The sequence below is a fragment of the Rhodococcus cercidiphylli genome (assembly GCF_033042225.1).
Classification (GTDB): domain Bacteria; phylum Actinomycetota; class Actinomycetes; order Mycobacteriales; family Mycobacteriaceae; genus Rhodococcoides.
Genome location: NZ_JAWLKE010000010.1, coordinates 155595 through 172467, shown reverse-complemented (window position 1 = coordinate 172467; position 16873 = coordinate 155595). Strand labels below are relative to the sequence as shown.

The 16873-nt window shown below is 65.8% G+C and carries 1 protein-coding gene; it reads left to right on the top strand.

The features are described 5' to 3' along the window. Positions 1–16862: amino acid adenylation domain-containing protein (locus tag R3P95_RS23110; protein ID WP_449619236.1), on the top strand; the 16862-nt coding region annotated here is incomplete at its 5' end. Between the last annotated feature and the right edge of the window lie 11 nt (positions 16863–16873).

Sequence of the window (16873 nt, the reverse complement as noted above, 5' to 3'; positions counted from 1 at the left end):
CTGCGCACATGGTGCCCTCTGCGTTCGTGATGTTGGAGTCCATTCCTCTGACTCCGGCAGGCAAACTCGACCGCACCACACTCCCCGAACCCGATTGGTCCGCTCAGGTCACGTCCGGTCGCGACGCGGACAATGCGGTCGAGAAGACGTTGGCCGGACTGTTCGCCGAGGTGCTTCGACTCGACCGTGTCGGCGTCGACGATTCGTTCTTCGCTCTCGGCGGCGACAGCATCATGTCGATTCAGTTGGTCTCGCGCGCCAAGGCGGCCGGACTGTCTCTGTCGCCACGAGATGTCTTCGAGCACAAGACGGTTGCGGCGCTCGCCGAGGTGGTCGCGTCCTCGGACGGCACCGCACCTCTCGTACTGGAAGAGTTGCCCGGCGGCGGCGTGGGCGATGTACCTCTGACTCCGATCGTGGCGTGGATGCTCGATCGGACGGACGTTCTCGACAAGCACACGCAGACGGCGGTTCTCACACTTCCGGTCGACATCGAACTCGATGTGCTCGAAGCCACCGTCCAGACGGTCCTCGATCACCACGACATGCTTCGCGGTGTCCTGCACCGGGGTGAGCACCCCGCGATGGAGGTTCTTCCCGTCGGATCGGTCTCGGCGAACTCGGTCGTGCACCGCGTGACCTCGACAACCGTTCGGGGGCAGGAGTTCTCGGAGCAGGCAAACGCCGAGGCAGAAGCAGCAGTCGGCCGGCTGGCACCCGATGCCGGTGTCATGATCCAGATGGTGTGGTTCGACGCCGGCTCCGAGGGGAGCCGTCTGCTCGTCGTCGCCCACCACCTGGTCGTCGACGGCGTGTCCTGGAGAATCCTGGTTCCCGACCTCGCGTCGGCGTGGGCCCAGATCATCGGCGGAAGCACTCCCGAGCTGGCTCCGGTCGGCACCTCCATGCGTCGTTGGTCGCACGGTTTGCGTGAGGTCACCGCCACCCGCGGGGACGAACTGGCGATCTGGCGCGACGTTCTGGCACAACCGGATCCACTCATCGGATCGCGAGCACTCGATCGCGAGATCGACGTGTACCGAACAGTGGCCAAGGTCGAGTTGACGCTGTCCACCGACGTCACCGAGGGGCTACTGAGGGCACTGCCCGACGCGTTCCACGGCAGCGTCAACGACGGCCTGCTCGCGGCTCTCGCCCTCGCTACGGCGGTGTGGCGACGTGGTCGGGGAGTGGTCGTCGACGACGCTCTCATCTCGCTCGAGGGTCACGGCCGCGAGGACCACGTGGTGCCCGGTGCAGATCTCGGCCGGACCGTCGGTTGGTTCACCACGATCTACCCGCTCAGGCTGACCCTCGCCGATCTGGATCTGGACGACGCACTCGCAGGCGGCGTCGACGCAGCGCGTCTGATCAAGTCGGTCAAGGAGCAGCTGCTGGCCGTTCCGGACCACGGTATCGGCTACGGCATGCTCCGCTACCTGGACGAGGACGGTGCCGCTGCACTGCGTGACTTCCCGGCTCCCCAGATCAGTTTCAATTATCTCGGGCGCTACAGCACCGATGTTCCCGACGAGCTTCGCGGACACGGCTGGCTTCCGGTCGACGACTCCGGTGTCGGCGATTCGCAGGACGAGGATCTGCCGGTCGCAGCCGTTCTCGACATCAATGCCGTCACCACCGCAACGCCGACCGGCCCGCGGCTCGAGGCGACGTTCGCTTTCCCCACCGGTGTGCTCGACGCGGACGAGGTCACCGAGCTGGCGGAGCTGTGGCGTCAGGCCCTGACCTCGCTGACGCAGCTGGCCCAGCGACCGGGGGCCGGTGGCTTCACGCCCTCCGACCTCGATCTGGTGCGGCTCGATCAGAGTTCCATCGACGACCTCGAACGGGTCTATCCCACGCTGGACGACATCTGGTCCATGACGCCGCTGCAGGCCGGATTGCTCTTCCACGCCGAGCTGTCGGATCAGTCCGTCGACGCCTACATCGTCCAACTGGTGCTGGAGTTGCGCGGAAGCGTCGACGAGGCGCGGTTCCGGCGTGCTGCTCGGGGGCTGCTGCGTCGACACGCGAACCTGCGGACCGCTTTCGTGCACAACAGCGACGGCGAGTCGATTCAGATCGTCCACCACGACGTGGATGCCCCCTGGTCGTCGATCGACCTGACCGGACTGGATCCGGAGGATCGAGCCCTCGAGCTCGATCGCATCGAACACGAGGACCGTGCCACTCGATTCAACATGGCACAGGCACCTCTGTTGCGCTTCATGCTCATCACCGTGGCACCGGGCGAGTGGCGCCTGGTGATGACCAACCACCACATCCTGCTCGACGGCTGGTCAACGCCGCTGTTGCTCAAGGACCTGCTGACGCTCTACGTGGTCGACGGTGACGAGACCGTGCTCCCACGAGTTCCGGCCTACCGCGACTACCTGTCGTGGCTGGCCAAGCGTGATCGCTCGTCGGCTCTCGAAGCGTGGACGAACGCTCTCGCCGGTTTGTCCGAGCCGACGCTGTTGACGCCGGTCGAGAGCCGACGCCAGGAATCGACGTTGGCGGGCCGCTCGTTGGTCTCACTCGATGTGGAGCAGACGAACCGCTTGCGCAGCGTCGCTCGCGCCCGTGGCGTGACGATCAACTCCATGGTCCAGGCGTCCTGGGCGCTGGTTCTCGGCACTCTGACCGGACGCTCCGACGTCGTGTTCGGTGCCACCGTGTCCGGACGCCCGCCGGAGGTCTCCGACATCGAGTCGATGGTCGGGTTGTTCATCAACACTCTGCCGGTCCGGATCGTGCTCGATCCGTCGGAGACACTCGGTGAGTACCTCGAACGGGTGCAGTCCGAACAGGCCGCGCTACTCGATCACCACTACCTCGGCCTCACCGACATTCAGCGAGCAGTCGGACCGGCCGTCTCCTTCGACACCCTGACGGTGTTCGAGTCGTACCCGATGGACCGCGCGGGGTTGTCGGCGGAAACCGACCTCGCCGGAATGCGGGTGCACGACGTACACGACGGAAGCGACACGGCGCAGTATCCTCTGACCTTGGTCGCCATGGTCGACGACCGGCTGCACATCGAGGCGAAGTACCTGCCGGAGTTGTTCGAGCACAGCGTCGTTGCGGCGACGGTCGACAGAATCGTGCGTGTTCTCGAGGCCATCGCAACCGACACCGGTCGACGCGTCGGATCGCTCTCGTTGCTGTCCGAGGACGAATTGCGCCGGGTGGCACCGGTTCGTGGACCGGCATCGTCGGATGCTCGACTGCTTCCCGATATCTTCACCGACGCTGCCGCAGTCGACCCGCAGGGCACCGCTCTGTGGAGCGACGGCCGCACCGTGGACTATGCCGAACTGGACGCGCAATCGTCTGCTCTCGCAAGAACTTTGATCGCTCGCGGTGCCGGCCCGGAAACTGTCGTTGCACTGGCTCTGCCACGGTCCGTCGAATCCGTCCTCGGCATCTGGGCAGTCGCCAAGACCGGGGCGGCATTCCTGCCGATCGATCCGAGCTACCCGCGCGATCGCGTCGAACACATGCTCGTCGACTCGAACGCGTCGATCGGTCTGACCCTGTCCGAGCACGAGGCCGCGGTCTCCGGTCTCGGCTCTGCTCGGTGGACCGTGCTCGACCACGACGACACGCGCACCGAACTCGCCGGTCACTCGACCGCCCCGGTTCGCGACGGCGACCGAATTCGCCCGATGCACATCGATCAGCTCGCGTACCTGATCTACACCTCGGGCTCGACGGGTGTTCCCAAGGGCGTCACCGTCACCCACCGCGGGCTGGCGAATCTGGCCGAGGAGGAGCGGACTCGTTTCGAGGTGACCCCGGGCGCTCGGGTTCTCGCGTTCGCGTCCCCGAGCTTCGATGCCTCCATCCTGGAACTGCTGATGGTGTTCTCCGGTGCCGCGACCATGGTCATCGCGCCGACCTCCGTCTACGGCGGCACCGAGTTGGCCGAACTGCTTGCAGCACAGCACGTCACGCATGCGTTCGTCACGCCCGCCGCGCTGGCATCGGTGGATCCGGACGGCCTGACCGAGTTGGCCGTGGTGGCCACCGGTGGCGACGTGTGTCCGCCCGAGCTCGTGGCTCGCTGGGCACCGGGCCGTCGGATGTTCAACGCGTACGGTCCCACCGAGGCGACGATCTTCTCGTCCATCAGCGATCGACTCGACGTCGACTCCGCCATCGACATCGGTTCTCCGACAATCGGTTTCAGCGAGGTGGTCCTCGACGCACGACTGCATCCCGTTCCGGTCGGGGTCGTGGGTGAGCTCTATCTCGCCGGGCCGGCACTGGCTCGTGGCTACCATTGCCGATTCGGTCTGACCGCAGACCGTTTCGTCGCGAATCCATTCGGCGAGAGCGGTGCCAGGATGTACCGCACCGGCGACGTGGTGCGGTGGACCGAGTCGGGAACGCTCGAGTACGTCGGACGCAGCGATTTCCAGGTCAAGGTGCGCGGCTTCCGCATCGAACTGGGCGAGATCGACGCCGTCCTGACCGACCATCCGATGGTCGAGTTCGCCACCACCGTGGGTGTCGACGGTCCGACGGGCAACACCATTCTGGTCGCCTACGTCCTCCCGAGGTCCGGCGAGCAGGTCGATGCAGCAGCTCTGCGCACTCATGTCTCGAGTTCGCTACCGACCCACATGATCCCGACGGCCTTCGTCGCACTGGAGTCGATTCCGCTGACACCGGCAGGCAAGTTGGACCGCAATGCCCTACCTGCACCCGACCTCCATCTCGGGGGCGACTCGCGTGCACCGCGGAACGACACCGAGCAGGTCATCGCCGATATCTTCGGCGAGGTACTGGGGATCGACAGCGTCGGAATCGATTCGAGCTTCTTCGATCTGGGTGGCGACTCGCTCAGTGCCACCAGACTCACTGCGCGCGTCAACTCCGCCCTCGGCACCACGATCAGCGTCCGCGCATTGTTCGAGGCTCCCACCGTCGAGTCACTTGCGGTGCGAGTGCTCAGCAACCCGGTCGGCACCCTTCGCCGTCCCGCACTCGTGGCGAAGCCGCGACCGGATTCGATTCCGTTGTCGCTTGCGCAGCAACGAATGTGGTTCATCAATCAGTTCGACGTGACCTCGGCGGCGTACAACATCCCGCTTGCGGTGAGACTGACGGGTCGACTCGACATCGCCGCGATGAGCGCGGCCGTCGGGGACGTCCTGGAACGCCACGAGTCGCTGCGGACGGTGTTCCCCACCCGCGGGGATCGTCCTGAGCAGAAGATCCTCGACGTGCAGGCGGCGAGAACCGAACTCGTCGTCGTCGATCTGGACGCCACCGAGGTCGTTGCGGCCATCTCGGCCGCTGCTGCAACAGGATTCGATGTCTCGACCGATCTACCGTTCCGCGCGGTCCTGTACCGGATCGCACCGGACGAGTTCGTGCTCTCGATCGTCGTGCATCACATTGCTGCCGACGGCGCATCCATGGCACCCCTGGCGCGAGATGTCATGGTCGCCTACGGCTCTCGCGCGGCTGCCGGCGCGCCGATGTGGACACCGCTCGACGTTCAGTACGCGGACTTCGCACTCTGGCAACGCACCGTGCTCGGCGACGAGTCCGATCCCGCGTCCCTCGCCGCGCAGCAGTTGGACTTCTGGAAGACCGCCCTGGCGGATCTTCCCGATGTTCTGCCGCTACCGCTCGATCACCCGCGGCCCGCTCGGCAGTCCATGCGCGGCAACAGTGTTCGGTTCGAGATCGACCGCACCACTCATGCCGGGCTGGTCGACCTCGCGCGTGCCAACGAGGCGACCGTCTTCATGGCCGTCCACGCGGCGTGGTCGATCCTGATGGCGCGCATCAGCGGCACCGAGGACATCGCTGTCGGAACGCCGATCGCCGGACGAGGTGACGCTGCACTCGACGATCTGGTCGGCATGTTCGTCGGCACCCTGGTTCTGCGCACGGAGGTGGCACCGCAGCTTTCGTTCACCGATCTGCTTCGGGCCACGCGTACAGCCGATCTCGCGGCGTTCGAGAACACCGATGTGCCGTTCGAGCGGTTGGTCGACGTTCTCGACCCCGCTCGTTCGACCGACCGCTCGCCGTTGTTCCAGGTGCTTCTCGAGTTCCAGAACAACACGTCCGCGACGCTCGAACTGCCGGACCTCACGGTCGAAGCCGTCGACATCGATGCTCACATTGCGAAGTTCGACCTGCAACTGACCGTCGCCGAGGAGTTCGACGAGGCCGGTGCACCGGCCGGGATGACCGCCGCGATCACCTACGCGACCGACTTGTTCGAGGAATCGTCCGTCGAGGAGTTCTCGGCACGATTCGGTGCCGTGCTCGCCTCCGTGACGAGCGATCCCGAGCGCGCAGTCGGCGATATCGATCTGCTCCTGCCGGGTGAGCTCGACGCCATGACGCATGACTGGAACCACGCTGGCCGGGTGGCATCCGATGCGACGCTGGCCGATCGCTTCGCTGCTGCCGCTGCGCGATTCCCCGATTCGCGCGCCGTCGTCTTCGGAGATCACACGCTGACCTACGCCGAGCTCGACGACCGCTCCAGCCGCCTCGCACGGCTTCTCGTACAGCGCGGTGTGACGTCGGAATCGCTGGTAGCGGTCGCGATGCCTCGCAACGAGGAGCTGATCGTCGCGCTGCTCGCGGTGATCAAGTCCGGTGGCGGCTACCTTCCGATCGACGTGTCCTACCCAGCGGACCGGCTGGCGTTCATGCTCGAAGACGCCTCGCCCGTCTGTGTGATCTCCACTGTTGCCGACAGTGCGGCGGTGCCCGCCTCGGATCTCGATGTCCTCGAGATCGATTCGCCCGAGCTGATCGCGGAGCTGGCCGGCATGTCGGGTGCCCCGCTGACCGACGCGGACCGTTCGGGTGGAACCAGCGCCGATTCCATCGCGTACGTGATCTACACCTCGGGCAGCACCGGTCGCCCCAAGGGCGTGCAGATCGCGCACCGCAACGTGGCGACGCTGTTCGCGAACACCGCTGATCTCTTCGATTTCGACGATCGTGACGTCTGGACGATGTTCCACTCGTACGCGTTCGATTTCTCGGTGTGGGAGCTGTGGGGACCGCTGCTGCACGGTGGAACACTCGTGGTCGTCGACTACTACACGGCACGCTCTCCGGAGCTGTTCCGCGAGTTGCTGGTTCGCGAGCGGGTCACGGTGCTCAACCAGACACCGACGGCGTTCTACCAGTTCGCGGAAGCCGATCGTGTGGCCACCGGAAACCTCGCCGGCACCACGGACTCCGATCTCTCGCTGCGCTACGTGATCTTCGGCGGCGAGGCACTCGATCTCGGGCAGTTGGCTCGCTGGTACGCCCGGCACGACGAGTCCGCCCCGACTCTGGTCAACATGTACGGCATCACCGAGACGACAGTCCACGTGAGCCACCTGGCCTTGACCGAGCAGTTCGCGGCATCGGCCTCGGCCAGCGTCATCGGTCAGGCCATCCCCGCACTGCGCGTCGCCGTTCTCGACACGCGTCTCAATCCGGTACCACCCGGCGTCACCGGTGAAATGTACGTCTCCGGGGCACAGCTCTCTCGCGGATACCTGGGCCGGGCCGGCCTGTCGGCCACCCGTTTCGTGGCAGATCCGGCCGGAGAAGCCGGTGCCCGGATGTACCGCACCGGTGACACCGCACGGTGGAATCGTGACGGCGCGCTCGAGTACCTGGGCCGCAGCGACATGCAGGTGCAGCTGCACGGCTTCCGTATCGAACTCGGCGAGATCGAAAGCGCGCTGTTGGCGTTCGACGGTGTCGCGGCGTCCGTGGTCTCGGTTCGAGACGACGGATTCGGTGATCGACTGATCGGATACGTCGTCGCCGAGGCGGGCCGAACACTCGACCACTCCGCCGTTCTCGAATTCGTCGGACACTCACTGACGTCGTACATGGTTCCGGCCGCTTTGATCGTGCTGGACGAGCTGCCGCTCACCGCCAACGGAAAGCTCGACCGCCGGGCATTGCCGGCTCCGGACTTCTCCGCCAATGTCACCGAGAGCCGTTTGCCGGCAACCGAAGTCGAGTCCATTCTCGCCGGATTGTTCGCCGACGTCCTCGGCCTCGACACCGTCGGCGTCGACGACTCGTTCTTCGCGCTCGGCGGCGACAGCATCATGTCCATCCAGCTTGTCTCACGCGCCAAGGCGGCCGGTCTGGTCCTGGCTCCGCGCGACATCTTCGAGCGCAAGACCGTCGCGGCATTGGCCGAGGTCGTGGTCCTCGGAGGCGACGTCGTCGTACTGGAAGAACTCGACGGTGGGGGAGTCGGCCCGCTGCCCCTCACTCCGGTCGTGCGTTGGATGTTGGAGCGCAGCACCGACTTCGGGCGCTACACCCAGACGGCACTGCTTCAGCTCCCGGTCGGTATCGAGAGCGTCACGCTCGAGCGCACCGTGCAGGCCGTGCTCGATCGTCACGACATGCTGCGATCGCGACTGTTCCAGGACACGGACGGAATCTGGCACGAGGAAGTAACTCCGATCGGCACTGTGTCCGCCGCGTCGGTGATCCACGCGGTCTCGGTCGATTCCGTGGACGGTCCCGAATTCTCCTCCCGTGCCGCAACGGAACTCGACGCTGCAGCAGATCGACTGGTCCCCGCCGACGGGGTCATGGTGCAGATGGTGTGGTTCCAGGCCCCGAACGGGTCCGGCCGACTGCTCGTCGTCGCACATCACCTCGTGATCGACGGCGTGTCGTGGCGCATCCTCGTCCCGGATCTGGCGACGGCCTGGAGCCAGATCGTCGCGGGCGACACGCCTGCGCTGGCACCGATCGGCACATCGATGCGACGGTGGTCCACCGGTTTGACCGAGGTCACCGCGGGCCGCGCCGACGAAATCGGCCTGTGGCAGCGCATTCTGAACGGTGACGATCCGACGATCGGTTCGCGACCACTGGACAAGCGCGTCGATGTCGACGCGACCGTCCAGCGCCTCCGCACATCGCTCCCGGTCCAGGTGACCGAGCGACTGCTGACAGCGGTGCCGAATGCCTTCCGCGGCAGCGTCAACGACGGTCTCCTGGCCGGGCTGGCATTGGCACTGACGGCGTGGCGTCGCGAACGGGGAGCCTCGGTTCGCAGTGCGTTGATCACACTCGAAGGCCATGGCCGTGAAGACGCCGTGGTGCCCGGAGCCGATCTCGGCAGAACCGTCGGCTGGTTCACCACGATCTTCCCGGTTCGACTCGATCTCGGCTCCCTGGACATCGCCGACGCGTTGTCCGGTGGCGACTCCGCTGGAGCCTTGATCAAGGCCGTCAAGGAACAGCTGCTCGAGATCCCCGATCACGGAATCGGCTACGGCATGCTGCGGTACCTGGACTCCGACGGGACCGAGGCACTGTCCGGTTACGCCGCTCCGCAGGTCAGCTTCAACTACCTCGGGCGCTTCTCGACCGGATCGTCCGAGGGCATGGAAGACGTGGGCTGGATTCCTGTGGCCGACGCCGAACTGGGCGACGCACAGAACCCGGACATGCCGGTACCGGCCGCGCTGGACATCAACGCCGTCACCACCTCGACACCCGACGGGCCCCAGCTCGACGCCACCTTCGCGTTCCCGGCCGGCATCCTGGATGCGGACGAGGTCGATCGGTTGATCGAACTGTGGACGCAGGCACTGACCGCGATCACCGAGCACGCCTCGACCGAGGGCGCGGGCGGCTTCACCCCGTCCGACCTCGAGCTGGTGGACATCGATCAGCGTTCCATCGAGGTGCTCGAGAAGAAGTTCCCCGATCTCGACGATGTGTGGTCGATGTCGCCGCTGCAGGCCGGACTGCTCTTCCACGCCCGTCTCGCAGGCGAGGTCGGCAGCGACAGTGCGGGAGTCGACGCCTACATGGTGCAGCTCGGTCTCGAGCTGCGCGGCGTCGTCGATGCCGAGCGGATGCATTCCGCCGTGAACAAGCTCGTCTCTCGTCATCCGAACTTGCGAGCAGCGTTCGTGCACAACAGCACCGGCGAATCTCTGCAGATCGTGCAGAGTTCGGTCACGGTTCCGTGGTCCGAGGTCGATCTCCGCGGCGAGGCCGATGTCGATGCGGCCCTGGAAGCGGTCCTCGCGGCCGATCGCGGCGTGCGATTCGAGATGGACTCGGCACCGCTGCTGCGGTTCACGCTGATCACCCTCGCCGACGATCACTGGCGACTGTTGCTGACCAACCACCACATCCTGCTCGACGGCTGGTCGACGCCGCTGGTGGTCAAGGAACTGATCACCCTCTACGTCACCGAGTCCGACGATTCGATGCTGCCGCGAGTTCCCGCGTATCGGGACTACCTCGCGTGGATGCGGCAACGCGACGTCGCCATCTCCACCGCGCAGTGGGTCAGTGCGATGGCCGGCGTCGAGGAGCCGACACTGCTCGTCACCGGTGACCGGGGTCGTCAGTTGTCCACTGTCTCGAGCGAGACCGAGCGGTCGTTGTCGATCGAGACCACAGCGGCGTTGCGCGATTTCGCGGCGCGCCGCGGGTCCACTCTGAACACCCTCGTTCAGACCGCGTGGGGCATCGTGCTCGCCACTCTGACCGGTCGCGAGGACGTCGTCTTCGGTGCCACGGTGTCGGGTCGTCCACCCGAGGTTCCGGGCATCGAAGGCATGATCGGGCTCTTCATCAACACGCTTCCCGTTCGGGTCACGCTGGATCGGGCCGAGACACTCGGCGCTCTGGTCGATCGCGTGCAGGCCGAACAGGCAGCGCTGCTCGATCACCATTACCTCGGTCTGACCGACATCCAGCGCGCGGCCGGAGCCGGCGTCGCGTTCGACACGCTGACGGTGTTCGAGTCCTACCCGGTCGATCGCGCCGGAGCCTCTGCTGCAACGGATTTCGCAGGTATGCAGGTGACGGACATCCTCGGCACCGACGCGGCGCACTATCCGCTGACACTGGTGTCGTCGGTCGACGAGCGCCTGAACCTCAAGGCCAAGTACCTGCCCGAACTCTTCGAGCTCGAAGACGTGCACGCCATCGTCGATCGGGTCGAGCGGGTGCTCGACGCAGTGCTGGCCGACGAGCAGCAGCCACTGGCTCGGCTGCGATTGCTGGCCGACACCGAATTCGCTTCTCTGGCTCCGGTATTCGGCCTCGAAGGCCGATCGACTCGATTGCTACCGGAGATCTTCTCCGACGCAGCTGCCGTCGACCCGGACGCCATCGCAGTGCGCAGCGTCGACGGCGAGTTGACGTACCGAGAGCTGGATCGACAGTCGAACCGGCTCGCTCGCATTCTGATCGGCCGCGGTGTCCGCACCGAGACGTTCGTCGCACTCGGGATCGCACGATCCGTCGAGTCGGTGCTGACCGTCTGGGCCGTCGCGAAGTCCGGTGCCGCCTTCGTACCGGTCGATCCGAACTACCCGGCCGATCGCATCGAGCACATGCTGGCCGACTCCGGAGCAACCTTCGGTGTCACCACCCGCTCTCACCTCGACGACCTGCCGTCGACCGTGCCGTGGATCGTCCTGGACGACCTCGCCACCGACGGTCCGAGCGCGGTGAGCGACGAGCCCGTCGCCGACGACGAACGCCATGGTCGCGTCACCCTCGCGAGTGCGGCGTACACGATCTACACGTCGGGTTCGACGGGTGTACCGAAGGGGGTCGTGGTCACCCACTCCGGCCTCGACAACTTCGCGACCGAGCAGCGCGAGCGCTATCGAGTCACGAAGGACTCACGCACGCTTCATGTTTCATCACCCAGCTTCGACGCGTCCGTACTCGAGTACCTGCTCGCGTTCGGCGTCGGTGCAACGATGGTCATCGTTCCACCCACGGTGTACGGCGGAGCCGAGCTGGCGTCGTTGCTGGCCGAGGAATCGGTCACTCACGGCTTCATCACCCCGTCCGCCCTCGCCTCGGTCGATCCGGCCGGTCTCGACACCTTCGCCGATGTCGTGGTCGGCGGCGAGGCCGTTCCGTCCGAGTTGGTCACCAAGTGGGCTCCCGGTCGCAACCTGTTCAACGGGTACGGACCGACCGAGGCCACGATCATGTCCAACATCAGTGCACCGATGGTCGCCGGCGAGCCGGTGTCGATCGGTGGGCCGGTGCGGGGTGTGTACGAGGTGGTTCTCGACTCGCGACTGCAGCCGGTTCCCGTCGGGGTCGCGGGTGAGCTCTATCTCGCAGGCGTCGGCCTGGCTCGCGGCTACCACGATCGGATGGGGCTGACGGCCGAACGATTCGTCGCCGACCCGTTCGGTGCTCCCGGTGCCCGCATGTACCGCACCGGAGATGTGGTGCGCTGGTCGCCGGATCTGACCATCGAATATGTCGGTCGCAGCGACTCGCAGGTCAAGGTCCGCGGCTTCCGCATCGAACTCGGCGAGATCGACGCCGCGCTCTCGGCACATCCCGCGGTGGATTTCGCAGCCACCTTCGGAACTCCCGGGCCGTCCGGTGCCACTGTTCTCGTGGCGTACGTGCGCCTGACGGGGGACGACCCGGCACACGCGGTCGACAGCTTCGACACGGCGGTTCTGTGTGACCATCTCGCCGCCGCGCTGCCGTCGCACATGGTGCCCAGCGCCATCGTCGTACTCGAGTCGATTCCGCTCACTCCGGTGGGCAAGCTCGATCGCGCCGCACTGCCCGTACCGGAGTTCGGCTCGGCCACCTCGTACCGGGAGCCGAGCACGCCTGCCGAGCTGACGGTCGCGGCGGTCTTCGCCGAGATCCTCGAGGTGGATCGAGTCGGTGCCGACGACGGATTCTTCGAGCTCGGTGGTGACTCGCTCAGCGCAACGCGGGTGATCGCTCGCGTCAACGCCGAGTTCGGTACCTCCATCGGTGTCCGCACGATCTTCGAGACCCCGACGGTGTCGGGACTGGCGAGCGCAGTCGGCACTGCCGACACTCGCGAGCAGCGCCCCGCTCTCGTTGCGGCGGCGCGTCCCGAGCACATTCCGCTCTCGCTCGCTCAGCAGCGGATGTGGTTCATCAACCAGTTCGACACCTCGTCGGCCGCATACAACGTGCCGTTGGTCGTCAAGCTGACCGGGCGGCTCGACACCGCTGCTCTGGCCGCCGCGGTGGTCGATGTTCTGGGACGTCACGAGTCTCTGCGCACGACCTTCCCCGACGGCCCGGAATTCCCGGTGCAGCTCGTGCACCCGGCTGCCGAGGTCGCACCTGCGGTCGAATCCGAACGGATCGATGCCGCAGTTCTGACCGATCGCGTCGCCCTGTTGGCCGGTCGAGGATTCGACGTCACCACCGAGATCCCGGTGCACGTCGAGCTTTTCGAGGTGCTCGATGCCGGCGTCGACGCGTCCGAGGATCCCGTCTTCGTACTCGCCATGGTGGTGCACCACATCGCCGCCGACGGCGCGTCGATGGCACCTCTCGCTCGCGACGTCGTGCTCGCGTACTCGGCGCGCAGTGCAGGCAAGGCACCGAATTGGCAGCCGCTGCCCGTCCAGTACGCCGACTACACGATGTGGCAGCGTTCGCTGCTCGGAGACGAGCAGGACCCGTCGAGCGTGGCAGCGGCTCAGCTCGAGCACTGGTCCACCGCGCTCGCGGGTCTTCCCGACCTGTTGCCGTTGCCGACGGACCGACCGAGGCCGACCACTCAGGACTTCCGCGGTGGCCGAGTTCGCTTCACGGTCGATGCCGACATCCATCGGACGCTCGTCGACATCACTCGCGAACAGAACGTCAGCATGTTCATGGTGCTGCACGCGGCGTACGCGGTCGTTCTGGCTCGTTTGAGCGGCACCGACGACATCGCGATCACCACTCCGGTGGCCGGGCGCGGGGACGCGGCGCTCGACGACCTCGTGGGTATGTTCGTCAACACGCTCGTGCTGCGCAGCCGAGTCGACGAGTCCGCGACGTTCGACGATCTACTGAACCAGGTCAAGGCACACGATCTCGACGCGTTCGATCACACCGAGATGCCCTTCGAGAGAATCGTCGAGGTTCTCAATCCCACCCGTTCGACGGCATACGCTCCGCTGTCACAGGTCGCGCTGTCGTTCCAGAACAACGAGAAGGCCTCGCTCGAGCTCCCGGACCTCCGCGTCGAAGGCTTCGACTTCGACGTTCCGGTAGCCAAGCAGGATCTTCAGTTGCTGCTGTCCGAGACCTTCGACGATCAGGGACGTCCGTCCGGCTTCGAAGCCGCATTCGACTACGCCACCTCGCTGTTCGACGCGGCCAGCGTCGAGGCCATCGCGGCGCGACTGATTCGAGTTCTCGATGCCGTCGGACGCGACCGGCACGCGGTGGTCGGAGACATCGAAATTCTGGGCGCCGACGAGCAGCGCGCGTTGGTGCCGGCGCGAGGAAACCCGGACGCAGCAGTCCGGACATGGCCGGAGTTGCTCGCGGCGGCGGTCGCGCTCGACCCGTACGCAGTGGCCGTCACCTACCGAGGCATCAGCCTTTCCTACGCCGATCTGGACAGCTGGTCCAACCGAATCGCTCGAATGCTGATCGACTACGGCGTCGGGCCCGAGACGTTCGTCGCCTTGGCTCTGCCTCGATCCATCGAGTCGGTGCTGTCGGTGTGGGCCGTGGCCAAGACCGGTGCCGCATTCCTGCCCGTCGATCCGAACTACCCGGCAGACCGAATCGCGCACATGCTCGAAGATTCCCATGCCGCAATGGGTCTGACCGACATCGACAGCAGGGGATCGCTGCCCGACACCGTCCCGTGGCTGGTTCTGGACGATCCGGAAATTTCCGCGGAGTTGTCTCGCTACCCGGCAGACGCGGTGACCGATGTCGAACGTACGGCGACCCTGCACATCGACCACCCCGCCTACCTGATCTACACCTCGGGTTCGACCGGTCGCCCGAAGGGCGTTGCAGTGCGGCACCGTGGCTTGGCCAACCTCCAGGCCGAGGTGCTCGAGCGATTCCGCCCCACTCGGGATTCGCGTGTTTCGCACATCGCATCACCGAGTTTCGACGCATCCATCTACGAGCTGACGATGGCGTTCGGCGTCGGTGCCACCGTCGTGATCGTGCCGCCGGGAGTCTTCGGCGGCGGCGACTTGGCCGACCTGCTCGAATCCGAACACGTCACGCATGCATTCCTGACGCCCGCGGCGCTGTCGTCGATCGACGAGACACGTCTGGGCAACGTTCGGGTCCTCGCCGTCGGAGGTGAGGCCTGTACTCCGGAGTTGGTGGCGAAATGGGCACCGGGCCGCCAGATGTTCAACGGCTACGGTCCGACCGAGACCACCATCCAGGCGAGTGTCGGTGGACCGTTGGTGCCCGGTGGCACAGTGGACGTCGGCAGGCCTGGAACCGGATTCCGGTTCCAGGTGCTCGACGCACGACTGCGGCCGGTTCCGGCCGGAGTGTCGGGCGAGCTCTACATCGCCGGTCCCGGTACCGCCCGTGGATACCTCGGTCGTTTCGGGCTGACATCCGAGCGTTTCGTCGCCGATCCGTTCGGCACTCCTGGCGACCGGATGTATCGAACCGGTGACGTCGTGCGATGGGGAAGTGCCGGGGCCGTCGAGTTCGTCGGACGCAGTGACTTCCAGGTCAAGGTGCGCGGTTTCCGCATCGAACTCGGTGAGATCGACTCCGCCCTCACCGAGAACGACCAGGTCGGATTCGCCGCCACGATCGGGCACACGGCGGCGTCGGGTGACACCGTCCTCGTGTCCTACGTTCTCGCGGCCGACGGCGAATCGGTCGACACCGAAGCACTTCGAGACCGAGTCGCCAAAGTGCTTCCGCGCCATATGGTTCCGTCGGCGATCATCGAGCTGGACGACATTCCGCTGACGCCTGTGGGCAAGCTCGATCGGCGGGCCCTGCCGGTTCCGGAGCTGACGACGTCGACAACTCCGTACCGGGCACCGGCCACCGACGTGGAAGCTGCGATCGCCGATGCGTTCGCGCAGGTTCTCGGAGTCGATCGGGTCGGCATGGACGACAACTTCTTCGAGCTGGGCGGGACGTCGCTGGTGGCCACGAAGATCGTGCCTGCCATCGAGAACGCCATCGGAGTGCGGGTCCCGCTGCAAGCGCTGTTCGTCGATCCGACACCGGCAGGGTTGGCAGCGCGGGTCGCCGCGGATGCCGAAACCGGGGGCGCGGATCTCGATTCGGTGTTCGGGGTCGTGATTCCGCTGCGCGGCAGCGGGTCCAAGGCACCGTTGTTCTGCGTTCACCCGGGAATCGGGTTGTCGTGGGGCTACGCCGGTCTCGTCTCGCATCTGAGCGACGACCGTCCCGTGTACGGCCTGCAGCTGCCGAGCATCGTCGAAGGGTCGACGTTCGGGTCCATTCGTGATCTCGCGCACCGCTACGCCGACGAGATTCGCGCTGTCCAGCCGGTGGGTCCGTACCACCTGCTCGGGTGGTCGCTCGGCGGCTCGCTCGCTCATGCGATAGCGGTGGAACTGCGCAGCACCGGCAGCGATGTTCGCACCCTCGCACTGTTGGACAGCTACGTCGACGGCCACGACGGCGAAGCGGTCGAGGGAGCGTTGAGCGTCGAGAACCTGCTTGCGGGATTGGGGCTCGATCTGACGGCTCAGCACTCGACCGAGCCGTTGACCTACGAACGGGGCGTCGAACTACTCGACGAGTCGTTGGGACAGACGACCGGCGTTTCCGCCGATCATCTGCGACGTATCAATGCGGGATTCGAGAACTCGACTCGAATAATGGCCGAGTTCATCCCGGACGTGTTCGACGGAGATGTTTTGTTCTTCTCCGCAACGAAGGGTGCGAGCGATGGAATTGTTCGATCCCCGCAGGAATGGCGGCCGTATGTGACAGGAGATATCGTCATCCACGATGTCGACGTTTTCCACAACGAGATGACCAATGCAGATGCAGCCACTGTGATCGGCCCGGTCGTCGATTCTCATCTCGGGAATACACCTGAATAACAATTGATGTG